Source organism: Streptomyces sp. TM32, assembly GCF_004122755.1.
Taxonomy (GTDB): Bacteria; Actinomycetota; Actinomycetes; order Streptomycetales; family Streptomycetaceae; genus Streptomyces; species Streptomyces sioyaensis.
Genome location: NZ_SDIG01000209.1, coordinates 1 through 10,003, shown reverse-complemented (window position 1 = coordinate 10,003; position 10,003 = coordinate 1). Strand labels below are relative to the sequence as shown.

The window sequence follows — 10,003 nt, the reverse complement described above, 5'->3', positions numbered from 1 at the left end:
CATCGGTAGCGTGCTCGGCGTCGCGCTGCTGGGAGTGATCGCCGGGTGCCGGCGGTCTGGAGGAGGGGTCAGCCCTTGCCGGAGGCCGTGCAGCCGACGAGTACGGCGTTGGTCGCGCGCTTCGTCGTACGCAGCGTGACCTCGGTGTCCACCTGGCCCGCGCGCTGATCGACGGTGACGTCCTTGCGGCCGACCTCGCTGCCGTCCTCGGCCTGTGAGCGCAGCGTGCACACGCCCTTGGCGTCCGCGTCCTTGACGACTTCCAGATGGACCTTGACGGCGTGATCGGAGACCGCGTCCCAGGTGATCACCCGGCCGCTGAGGTCCTGACCGGAGATGTACGAGATGCCGCACCAGGCGATCACTCCCAGCAGCGCGACGCCGAGCACGCTACCGATGATCTTGAGCTTGCGGTCCGCGCGCGCGTCCGCGGAGCGGCCATAGCGTCCTTCGGGGAGCCCTTCACGCACCGCGGTCATGATCAATTCTCCTGCTCGGGGGACCGGAACCCATAACCCCCGGGGGGTCCCCGCCCCAGGGAATACAGCGCCCCCCGCTTCGGTCACTATAGGAGGCATCTTCTCCAGCTCTTCACTGAGGATCGAGTCTTGACTGAGCAGTTGCGATTGATGGCGGTCCATGCCCACCCCGACGACGAGTCGAGCAAGGGTGCGGCCACCATGGCCAAGTACGTGTCCGAGGGGGTGGACGTGCTGGTCGCCACCTGCACAGGCGGTGAGCGAGGCTCCATCCTCAACCCCAAACTCCAGGGCGATCCGTACATCGAGGAGAACATCCACGAGGTACGGAAGAAGGAGATGGACGAGGCCCGGGAGATCCTGGGCGTCAAGCAGGAGTGGCTCGGCTTCGTCGACTCCGGGCTGCCCGAGGGCGACCCGCTGCCGGCGCTGCCCGAGGGCTGCTTCGCGCTGCAGCCCGTCGAAACGGCCGCGGAGCCCCTGGTCCGCCTGATCCGGACGTTCAAGCCGCAGGTCATCACGACGTACGACGAGAACGGCGGCTATCCGCACCCGGACCACATCATGACCCACAAGATCACGATGGTGGCCTTCGAAGCGGCCGGTGACCCGGAGAAGTATCCGGACGCCGGCGAGCCCTGGCAGCCCCAGAAGCTCTACTACAACCAGGGCTTCAACAAGCCGCGCACCATCGCGCTGCACGAAGCGCTGCTGGCGCGCGGTCTGGACTCGCCGTACGGGGAGTGGCTGGAGCGCTGGAAGCAGTTCGAGCAGCGCGAGCGCACGCTGACCACGTACATCCCGTGCGACGACTTCTTCGAGATCCGTGACAAGGCGCTGATCGCCCACGCCACCCAGATCGACCCCGACGGCGGGTGGTTCCGGGTGCCGATGGACATCCAGCGCGAGGTCTGGCCGACGGAGGAGTACGAGCTCGCGAAGTCGCTCGTGGACACTTCCCTCCCCGAGGACGACCTCTTCGCGGGCATCCGCAACAATTGAGCCCATGATGAGCGCGACCAGCACCCTCGCCCTGACGCACTTCGTCACCCTTGCCGACAGCTTCGACAAGGACAAGGTGACCCCCGGCGTCCTCGGCTTCATCGTCTTCGCGGTCATCGGCGGCGCCGTGTGGCTGCTGATGAAGTCCATGAACAAGCACATGAAGAAGGTGGACTTCGAGGAGCAGCCCCAGGGCGGCGAGGCCGGCGGCACGGCCTCTGCCGCGCAGGCGCCCGAGCCGAAGACCGGCTGACGGCGAGGCCGACCGAGCCGAAGACCGGCTGACGGCGAGGCTGCCCGCCCCGAACGCCGGACCGCCGGGCCCACGGGGCCGGGTGGTCCGTGAAGACCGGGTGGCGGTCGACGGCCGGCCGATGGACACGGCCGGCTGACCGGCCCGGCGGCTCGCCGATCCGAGTGGTCGGCGAGCCGGGCCTGAATGGCGGGCGAGCCGGGCCCGAGCGGCGGGCCCGGGTGCCTGAGCGGTGGGCTCGGGGTGCCTGAGTGGCGGCTCGGGGCGCCTGAGTGGCGGGCCCGTATCGACCGCGCGGGCCGGAGCCGCCGTCACTCGTCACCGGGCGGCGTGACGCTCACTCCCATGACCTCGCGCGCATGGCGGCCGGGCACCATGCCGAGCCGCCATGCCTGCCACCCCGACTCCGGCTCCACCCCGCGGTCCAGCAGCAGCCCGAACGTCTCCGCGCAGTCCTCCAGTTTGGCGTCGCGGGCCGGGTGCTTCTCCCGCACCAGCTGCGCCAGCTCCTCCTGGGCCACGGCCGCGCCCACCACCGAGCCGCCCGGCGAGGCGAGCGGCAGCAGGGTGCAGCGCAGGAACCGGGCCCAGTCCTCGCCGCGCCGGTCGCCGTAGCCGGCGAACAGCCGGGCCGCCTCGTCGGCCAGCTCCAGTGCCTGCGCCGCCCGGCCGTTGCCGGCGTCGATGATCAGCAGCTCCAGGCAGGACCAGGCCTCACCGTGCGGCACTCCTATCCGCTGGAAGTCCTTGCGGGCGTCCTGCAGCAGCTGCCGGGCGAAGCCGCTGTTGCGCAGCGAGCCGGTCTGCTCCGCCCGCAGATCACGGGTGACCCGCCCCGAATCGTGCCGGGTGCAGGCCAGACCGTAGGCGTCCTGCATCCGGCTGAACATCGTCCGCGACCGCTCCAGCTGGCGCAGCGCCGCATCGGGCTCGCCGCGCTCCTCCAGGGCCTGGCCCAGGTAGTACATCGTCCACGCCTCACCGCGGGCGTCCTCGTGCTGGTGGTGGAGCGGTAGCGCCTGCCGCAGCTGGTCCACCGCGAGCCCCGGATCGCCGTCCACCAGCCGGGCCCGGGCCAGCTGGGTCAGCGCCCAGGCCTCGCCGCGCTCGTCGTGCGTCCGGCCGTAGAGCTCCATCGCCGCCTGCAGCGCGCGCTCCGCCGCCGGCACCTCGCCCAGGCGCAGATGCACCTGACCGAGCTGGAAGTGTGCCCACGCCTGGCCGTGCACGCTCTCGCTCTCCTCATGGAGCTCCAGCGACTCGTGCAGCATGGCGAGGGCCTCGGCGAGCTGCGACCGGTCCCGCTCCACCGCCGCCAGGGCGTGCAGTGTCCAGGCCCGGTCGCCGTGCATGTCCGGGCCGGACTGCAGGTCCAGCGCCTCGCGGAGCTTCGCCGAGGCGTCGGCGAGATTGCCCTGCTGCTGGAGCGTGATGCCCAGATCGCGCAGCGCACGGGCCGCGCCCACCGGATGCTGGGCCTCGAAGTAGAGGTCGACCACCGACGCCAGGGTCGTGCGCGCCTTGTCCAGCTCACCGAGCTGCCGGGCCGCGATGCCCGTACGCCACTGCACCGAGCGGGACAGCAGCCCCTGGCCGACCGCCCGGGTCAGTTCGCTCAGCTCGCCCAGGCGGTAGAGGTCTCCGCGCAGCAGGCAGTAGTCGGCCAGGGCGCCCAGCAGATGCGAGACCGCCGCCTGGTCCACGCCCTGGTCGGCGTGGCGCAGCGCGGCCGTGATGAAGCTGGTCTCGTCGTCCAGCCACTGGAGGGCCGCGTCCAGGGACGTGAAGCCGTGGGAGCCGAAGCGGTCGGCGCGGGTGGACGTGCGGCCGTCGACCAGCCGGATGACCGAGTCGGCCAGTTCCGCATAGCCGCGGATCAGCCGCTCCTGGGCCGCGCCGCGCTCCTGTGCGTCCTCCTCGTCCTCCAGCCGGGAGTGCGCAAAGCTGTGCACCAGGGCGTGCAGGCGGTAGCGCTCACCGCGCACATGCTCGATCAGCCCCGCCCGGACCAGCGTCGTCAGCTGCCGCTCCGCCTCCGCGTTCGCCACGCCCAGCAGGGCGGCCGCGGCCGCCGTCCCCAGGCTCGCCCGGCCCACCAGCGCCAGCCGGCGCAGCAGCCGCCGGGCCGCCTCGGGCTGGTCGAAGTAGCGCAGCGACAGGGCGCGCTCGACCGGCGGCAGCGGCCCGTACGCCGCCAGGTCCGCGGCCAGCGTGGTGGCGGTGCGCGGGCCGAGCGAGGAGCCCGCCACCCGCAGTGCCAGCGGGAGGCCGGCGCACAGCTGAAGGATCTCGTCGAGGGCTCGTGCGTCGTAGGGACCCGAGGCGTCCGGGCCCTCGCTGCCGGCCGCGGCGGTGGCGCGCAGCAACTCCTCGGTGCCCGCCGCGTCCAGCGGCCCCACCGGCAGCTGATGCACCCACGCCTGGAGGTCCTCGGGCAGCTCCAGTGGAGCGCGGGAGGTGACCAGCACCAGGCTGTCGGACCGCTCCGGCACCAGTGTGCGCACCTGCTCCGGATCCGCGGCGTCGTCCAGCAGGACCGTCACCGGAAGGCCCGTCAGATGCTGGTGGTACAGCTCGGTGAGCCGTTTGACGTGCTGCTCCTGGGACGGCCGCTCGCGGAACAGCAGCTGCTCGCGCGGCGCGCCCAGGCGGTTGAGCAGATGCAGCAGTGCGTCCCGGGTCGGCAGCGGCACCTCGCCGGGGGTGTCACTGCGCAGATCCACCACACATGCGCCGCGGAACTGATCGCGCAGCTGATGGGTGGCCCGCACCGCGAGCGCCGTACGCCCCGAGCCCGGCTCGCCGTGCAGCACCACCACCGTCGGCTTGGTCTCCGTGCTCGCCCGGGCCGCCTGCACCCACTGCGCGATCTGCGTCAGCTCCGTCCGCCGCCCGGCGAACACGCCCTCGGGGCTGGGGAGTTGGGAGAACGAATGCTCCAGTACGGACCGCTGCCGGGCCGCCGCGCTGCGGTCCGCACCGCGCAGCTGCGGGCCCCGGCCGCTCTGCCCGCCCCCGGTCTTGGCCGCCGAGCTGCCGCGGGCCGCCGCCGTCAGCATCCGCTGCTGGTCCAGGAACGGCCGGACGCCGCGCACCTCCAGCGCCGTCAGCCACTGCAGCCGCAGCTGCTGGGCGCCGCCGGGCCGGCCGCGTTTCCCGGCCTCCCGGTTGGCCGCCGGCAGGTGGGCCGCGGTCAGCTTCAGGACCGTGGCCGTCGCGCCCGCCAGCAGCACGGAGGCCCCCACGGCCAGCGCCGGGCCCGTGCCTGTGCCGTACGCGAGGTCCGTGCCGAACGCCGCCACCGCCGCCACGGCCGTCGCCACCGCCGGGGTGCCCAGCTCCTTGCGGGGCAGTGACGGCCGGCCGGCGGCCGCCTCGTCCAGCGCCCGGACGTAGGCGGTGTACTCCTCGGCTGCGCTGCCGGCCAGCTCCTCCAGCGCGGACCGTGCCCTGCCGAGCAGCGCGCCGCCGTCGAGCCGGCCGCCCGAGCGCCGCACCTCCTCCTCGACGGCCCTGGTCAAGAGCGCTTCCGCTTCCGCGCGATGGTCCTCGCGCAGCGCGGCCAGTGACCCCGGCATGCTCATCCCCCTCCAGCGTTCCTGCAGTGTCCAGCGGTGATCGTCGCCGTACGCACAGTGTTCCGCGTCCGCGCGATTTCCGGCAGGGCTGTGGACAACTCCCTCCGCTCCCCGCTCACCGTGCCTCGTTGGGAGAGGATGGACCCATGCCGAACCGCCTGGCCCATGAGACTTCCCCGTATCTGCTCCAGCACGCCGACAACCCCGTCGACTGGTGGCCGTGGTCCGCCGACGCGTTCGAGGAAGCCCGCCGGCGCGGGGTGCCCGTGCTGCTCAGCGTCGGCTACAGCTCCTGCCACTGGTGCCACGTGATGGCCCACGAAAGCTTCGAGGACCCGGCCACCGCCGCGCTGCTCAACGACCACTTCGTGGCCGTCAAGGTCGACCGGGAGGAGCGCCCGGACGTCGACGCCGTCTACATGGAGGCCGTGCAGGCCGCCACCGGCCAGGGCGGCTGGCCCATGACCGTCTTCCTGACGCCCGACGCCGAGCCGTTCTACTTCGGGACGTACTTCCCGCCCGAGCCCCGCCACGGCATGCCGTCCTTCGGGCAGATCCTGGAGGGGGTACGCAGCGCCTGGGCCGACCGGCGCGACGAGGTCGGCGAGGTCGCCGGCCGGATCGTCGCCGACCTAGCCGGCCGCTCGCTGAGCGCGTCGCTGCCCGCCGACCGGCGCCCGCCGCGCGCCGGGGAGCTGCACACCGCCCTGATGGGCCTGACCCGCGAATTCGACGCGGCGCACGGCGGATTCGGCGGCGCGCCGAAGTTCCCGCCGCCCATGGTGCTGGAGTTCCTGCTCCGCCACCATGCGCGCACTGCGTCCGCCGGGGCCCTGGAGATGGTGCAGGCGACGTGCGCGGCGATGGCCCGCGGCGGGATCTACGACCAGCTCGGCGGGGGCTTCGCGCGCTACGCGGTGGACGCCACCTGGACCGTGCCGCACTTCGAGAAGATGCTCTACGACAACGCCCTGCTGTGCCGGACCTACGCCCACCTGTGGCGGTCCACCGGCTCGGAGGCGGCCCGCCGGACCGCCGTCGAGACCGCCGACTTCCTGGTCCGTGAACTCCGCACCGACCAGGGCGGTTTCGCCTCCGCACTGGACGCGGACAGCGACGACGGCACCGGCCGGCACACCGAGGGTGCCTACTACGTGTGGACGCCCGGGCAGCTGCGGGCCGTACTGGGCAAGGAGGACGCGGAGTTCGCCGCCGCCCACTTCGGCGTCACCGAGGAAGGCACCTTCGAGGAGGGCGCCTCGGTCCTGCAACTCCCCGACACCGAGGGCCTGGTGGACGCCGAACGGGTGGCCTCCGTCCGGCAACGGCTGCTCGCGGCGCGCGAGGAGCGGCCCCGCCCCGGCCGGGACGACAAGGTCGTGGCCTGCTGGAACGGGCTGGCCATCGCCGCGCTCGCCGAGACCGGCGCCTATTTCGACCGCCCGGACCTCATCCAGGCCGCCACCGACGCCGCCGACCTGCTCGTCCGCGTCCACATGGACGGGCAGGCCCGGCTGCACCGCACGTCCCGCGACGGCACACCGGGCGCGAACTCCGGTGTCCTGGAGGACTACGCCGACGTCGCGGAGGGCTTCCTCACCCTCGCCTCGGTCACCGGGGAGGGCGTCTGGGTGGAGTTCGCGGGCCTCCTCCTGGACACCGTGCTGCTCCAGTTCACCACCGAGGACGGCGCGCTCTACGACACCGCGGCCGACGCCGAGGCGCTGATCCGCCGCCCCCAGGACCCGACCGACAATGCGACGCCCTCCGGGTGGACGGCGGCGGCCGGCGCCCTGCTGTCGTACGCGGCGCTGACCGGCAGCAGCCGTCACCGGGACGCCGCGGAGCGCGCGCTGGGCATCGTCACCGCGCTCGCCGGCCGGGCCCCGCGCTTCATCGGCTGGGGCCTCGCGGTCGCCGAGGCCGCGCTGGACGGGCCACGCGAGGTCGCGGTCGTCGGCCCGCCGGACGATCCGGCCACCGCCGCACTGCACCACGCCGCGCTGCTCGGCACCGCCCCGGGGGCGGTCGTCGCCACGGGCGCTCCCGGTTCGGACGAGGTGCCGCTCCTCCAGGACCGCCCCCTGGTCGACGGCCAACCTGCCGCGTACGTCTGCCGCCACTTCACCTGCGAACGGCCGACCACGGACCCGGCGGAGCTGACGGCACGGCTTCAGGGGTAGGCGCGGGGCACGACCCTGCCGCGCCGCCGCGCGCGTCACCAGCCTCTCGGGTCGGCGCCTCTAGCCTCGGGTCATGACACAGCGCACACACCGTGAAGTTCACCTGGCGGGCCGGCCCCGGGGGCCGCTCACCGAGGACCTCTTCGAGATCGTGGAGGTGCCGGTTCCGGAACCCGGGCCCGGCCAGGTGCTGGTACGCAACACCGTCATGGGTGTCGCAGCCGTGATGCGCACGCTGATGGAGGAGACCGGCGTGGTGCCGATGCCCTCCTACCAGATCGGCGAGCCGCTGTACGGGGCCGCCGTCGGCGAGGTGGTGGCCGCCCCGGGGACCGACTTCACCCCCGGCGACCTGGTGGCACACCACTCCGGCTGGCGCGAGTACGCCCTGCTGGACGCCGACCGGGCGCACCGGCTCGACCCCGGTCTGCTGCCCGAGCCGGCCGCCCACCTCTCACAGGGCCCCACCGCCTGGATGGGCGTGGTGCGCGGCGCCGAAGTACGCCCCGGGGACACGGTGTTCATCACCGGAGCGGCGGGCGGCGTGGGCTCCCTGGCGGGCCAGATCGCCCGGCTGCGCGGTGCGGCCCGGATCATCGGCAGTACGGGATCGCCGGCGAAGGCGGACCGGCTGATCAAGGAACTCGGCTATGACGCGGTGGTGATCCGTGGCGCGGGTCCCATCGAGGACCAACTGCGCAAGGCCGCCCCGGAGGGCCTCGACGCGGTCTTCGACAACGTCGGCGGCGAACAGCTCCGGGCCGCCCTCGCCGTCGCCAACCGGGGCGCCCGGGTCGCCCTCGTGGGAGCCCTGTCCGCCCAGCTCTCCCCCGGGGGCACGACCACCATCGCACTCGACCCCCTCTCGCTGCTCGCCCGCAGCATCACCCTGCGCGGCGTCGCCCTGTACGAGCACCTGGACCTCATCCCGGAGTGGAAACAGCGGTTCGGTGAGGGGCTGCGCGACGGCTCCCTCACCTTCCCGCACGCCCGGCTGCGGGGCATCGAGCAGGCACCGCGGGCACTGCGCGAGCTGACCGAGGGGCGCCATCTGGGCGCTGTGGTCGTGGAGTTGTGAGGTGACGGCAGGGGGCCGCCGGGTGAGGGCGATTCCCCTGCCGCTGTCGGCGGCCGGTTGTAGCCTGCCGGAGTGACGACCTTGCTCGGGCATCGCTCCCTCGTCCAGGAAGCCACGGCGCTGCGGACCGGCACGGACGATCCGGTCGCCGCGGCGCACCGCTCGTGCGACCGGATCGACGCCGTCGACCCGCGGGTGCGAGCCTTCGTGCCCGAAGCGGGGCGGCGTACGCGGCTCCTGGAAGCGGCGCGCACGAGGGCGGCCGATGGTGCGCGTGAGGCCGCTGGCCGGCCCGCCCTGTACGGCGTCCCCGTAGGCATCAAGGACATCGTGCACGTCGACGGACTGCCCACTCGCGCGGGCTCGGCGCTGCCGCCCGAGGTGCTCGGCGGGCCGCAGGCCACCGTCGTCGACCGGCTGTGTGCCGCCGGTGCGCTGATCGCGGGCAAGACCGTGACCGCGGAGTTCGCGGTCACCGCGCCGGGCCCCACCCGCAATCCGCACCATCTCGCGCATACACCCGGCGGTTCGAGCAGCGGGTCGGCCGCCGCCGTCGCCGCCGGGATGGTGCCACTGGCCATCGGGACGCAGACCGTCGGCTCGATGATCCGGCCCGCGGCGTACTGCGGAGTGGTCGGCTTCAAGCCGAGCTACGGGCGGATACCGGTGGCCGGGGTGATCCCCAACGCCGCGAGTTTCGACACCCTCGGCTGCTACGCCACGGACGTCGCCGGTATCGCCCTGGCGGCATCGGTGCTGGTCGACGGGTGGCGGGCACAGAAGCCGGCGGGGCACGGCCCGCGCCCCGTACTGGGCGTTCCGGTCGGCCCCTATCTGGAGCGCGCAGGCGAGGAGGCGCTGCGTGCCTTCACCGCGCAGCAGGAGGTGCTGCGGGCCGCAGGGTACGCCGTCCACGAGGTGCCGGTGATGGAGGATTTCGAGCAGATCGTGGCGCAGCTGTTCACGATGAACCGCTACGAGGTCGCCCGGGCCCACGCCGACTGGTTCGCACGCTTCGGGGACGTCTACCGCCCCGAGACCACGGCGGCCATCCGGCAGGGTCACACGATCGAGGACACCGACTACGCAGCGGCCCGACAACGGCGCGAGGCCTTCCGCGAACGCCTGGCCGCGGAGCGTGCCGCGGCCGGCATCGACCTGTGGATCGCCCCGTCCGCCACCGGTCCCGCGCCCGCCGACCTCACCACCACCGGCAGCTCGATCATGTGCCTGCCCTGGAGCAACGCCGGCCTGCCGGCCGTCAGTCTGCCTGCGGGCCATGCGGCGAACGGGCTGCCGCTCGGCCTCCAACTCGTCGGCGGTTTCGGCGCGGACGAGGAACTGTTGACCACCGCGGCCGGGGTCGAGCACGTCCTGAACGCCACGTCGGCCGCCCCGCCCCGCACCCCAGTGGTTCGGCTTCCACGAGG

Annotated in this window: 7 protein-coding genes; 5 read left to right on the top strand and 2 right to left on the bottom strand. The window is 73.3% G+C overall.

The annotated features are described in order from the left end of the window. Positions 1–68: 68 nt before the first annotated feature. Entirely contained in the window at positions 69–479 is a 411-nt protein-coding gene (locus EST92_RS28760) for a DUF4307 domain-containing protein (protein WP_129283640.1), read from the bottom strand. A 129-nt stretch (positions 480–608) separates the two neighbouring features. Here EST92_RS28760 and mca point away from each other — a divergent pair, with 129 nt between their 5' ends. Both mca and EST92_RS28750 read left to right on the top strand, forming a co-directional pair. Further along, positions 609–1,481, top strand: a complete 873-nt coding sequence (mca, locus tag EST92_RS28755) for a mycothiol conjugate amidase Mca (protein WP_129283639.1) — start codon at positions 609–611, stop codon at positions 1,479–1,481. Between the two features lie 4 nt (positions 1,482–1,485). Further along, a complete protein-coding gene (locus EST92_RS28750; RefSeq protein ID WP_129283638.1) occupies positions 1,486–1,734 on the top strand; it encodes a hypothetical protein in 249 nt (82 codons plus the stop codon). A 311-nt stretch (positions 1,735–2,045) separates the two neighbouring features. On the opposite strand, the gene EST92_RS28745 is transcribed toward EST92_RS28750, so the two are convergent. Next, a complete protein-coding gene (locus EST92_RS28745) occupies positions 2,046–5,312 on the bottom strand; it encodes a tetratricopeptide repeat protein (protein ID WP_129283637.1) in 3,267 nt (1,088 codons plus the stop codon). 146 nt (positions 5,313–5,458) lie between these two features. Here EST92_RS28745 and EST92_RS28740 point away from each other — a divergent pair, with 146 nt between their 5' ends. The 3 genes from EST92_RS28740 to EST92_RS28730 form a co-directional block, all read left to right on the top strand. Beyond that, positions 5,459–7,495 (top strand): thioredoxin domain-containing protein, encoded by a 2,037-nt coding sequence (locus tag EST92_RS28740; RefSeq protein ID WP_129283636.1) that lies wholly within the window; start codon positions 5,459–5,461, stop codon positions 7,493–7,495. Between the two features lie 73 nt (positions 7,496–7,568). Then, positions 7,569–8,573, top strand: a complete 1,005-nt coding sequence (locus EST92_RS28735) for an NADP-dependent oxidoreductase (protein WP_129283635.1) — start codon at positions 7,569–7,571, stop codon at positions 8,571–8,573. Positions 8,574–8,645: 72 nt separating this feature from the next. Then, the coding region (locus EST92_RS28730) for an amidase (protein ID WP_174244163.1) at positions 8,646–10,003 on the top strand (1,358 nt) is incomplete at its 3' end.